General features: G+C 65.4%; 2 protein-coding genes. Both read left to right on the top strand.

Annotated elements, in window-relative coordinates; all coding sequences use genetic code 11:
- Positions 1-330: 330 nt before the first annotated feature.
- Entirely contained in the window at positions 331-828 is a 498-nt protein-coding gene (locus EOA60_RS31925) for an N-acetyltransferase (protein ID WP_066998508.1), read from the top strand.
- Positions 829-899: 71 nt separating this feature from the next.
- On the top strand, positions 900-1,667 hold a 768-nt coding region (locus EOA60_RS31920), incomplete at its 3' end, for an aldo/keto reductase (protein ID WP_164899731.1).

Below are 1,667 nucleotides of genomic sequence, written 5' to 3'. Positions count from 1 at the left end.
GCCATGGCTCACTCTGTAGACGCTGGCGCTGAACAGTCTCTAAGGATGAATGAGAGCGGGGGGCGAGTCAATTTGGCGGGGCGACGGAGCGCCAAGCTCCCGTCAAGCGGGCGAGACGGCCGGCAGGCCAGACCAGAGAGGCACCGGAAGGACCGAGGCGTTTGAGCCAATAAGGGCCGCCGCTTTGTTGCTATCGATCTCCCAACAAGAAACTACGATGCGTCGGCGGGACAGCGCCCCCTCTGCTCTGCCGGCATCTCCGCCACAACAAGGGGAAGATTGGCTGTCGCCAGCGCCGCGCCCTATCTTGGAGTGCAACGAGGGAAGCACATGTCTCACATCCGGGCGATGACGAAGAACGATCTGCCAGCCGTCTCGCGGCTGCTGGGAGGATCCTGGCGGCGGACCTATTCGCCGATCATGGGTGAGGAAACCGTGGCCCGGCTCTCCGACGAAAAACATGCGCCCGACAAGCTCGCCGAAGAGCTCGCCGACGACAACAAGATGTCGTTCGTGGCCGAGCGGACCGACGGATCGATCGCCGGCTATGCCATGGCAGCGATGGACGAGAGGGGCGATGTCATGCTCGACCGGCTGCATATCGAGCCGGAAGAGTTCGGCAGCGGCCTCGCCGTCGACCTCTTGCACGCGGTGCTTGCGGCCCATGCCGGCATTCCAAGCATCGCCCTGGAGGTGATCGAGGGCAATGAGCGGGCGATCGCCTTCTACCGCAAGCACGGCTTCGAGGTGGTCGAGCGCCGGCCGGCCGCACATGGCGTCGGCGGCCATGCCTCGCTGATCATGCGCCGAATGCTGCCGATGGCTTGAGGCCGCGCTGGACGCATCGCGTCCCGGCATTATAATTTCGCGGGTGCTAATTTCTTACCGGAGACAGATGAATGAGCCTCGGCAAGCAGAAACTCGGCAGCCAGGGGCTCGTCGTGTCGGCCATCGGCCTCGGCTGCATGGGCATGAGCCAATCCTACGGCCCGGCCGACGAAGCGGAGTCGATCGCGACGATCCACCGGGCGATCGAGCTTGGCTGCACCTTCCTCGACACGGCCGAGGTCTACGGGCCTTTCATCAACGAGGAGCTGCTTGGACGCGCGCTGAAGGGCCGGCGCGACGAGGTGACGATCGCGACAAAATTCGGCTTCCGCATCGTCGACGGCAAGCAGGATGGCACCGGGCGCGACAGCCGGCCGGAGCATATCCGCGAGGTGGTCGAGGCTTCGCTCATGCGGCTCGCGACCGACCGCATCGACCTGCTCTACCAGCACCGCGTCGACCCTGATGTGCCGATGGAGGATGTCGCGGGCGCGGTAGGCGAGCTGGTGGCGGAGGGCAAGGTGCGCTTCTTCGGCCTGTCGGAGGCGGGGGTTTCCAACATCCGCCGCGCCCATGCCGTGCACCCGGTCTCGGCGCTACAAAGCGAATATTCGCTGTGGGAGCGCAATCTCGAGCCCGAGATCATCCCGGCGCTTGCAGAATTGGGCATCGGCCTGGTGCCGTTCGCACCGCTCGGCGGCGGTTTTCTCGCCGGCGACGTCAAGCGGGCGGAAGACTATCCCGAAGGCGATTTCCGGCGCGGCGACCCGCGCTATCAGGGCGAAAATTTCGACGCCAATGTCGCCGCGGCCTCCACGGTCCGCGAGATCGCCGTCGCC

The sequence above is a fragment of the Mesorhizobium sp. M1A.F.Ca.IN.020.06.1.1 genome (assembly GCF_004023265.1).
Classification (GTDB): domain Bacteria; phylum Pseudomonadota; class Alphaproteobacteria; order Rhizobiales; family Rhizobiaceae; genus Mesorhizobium.
Note: the sequence above shows the minus strand (reverse complement) of the source record. Positions and strands in the feature narration are given on the sequence as shown.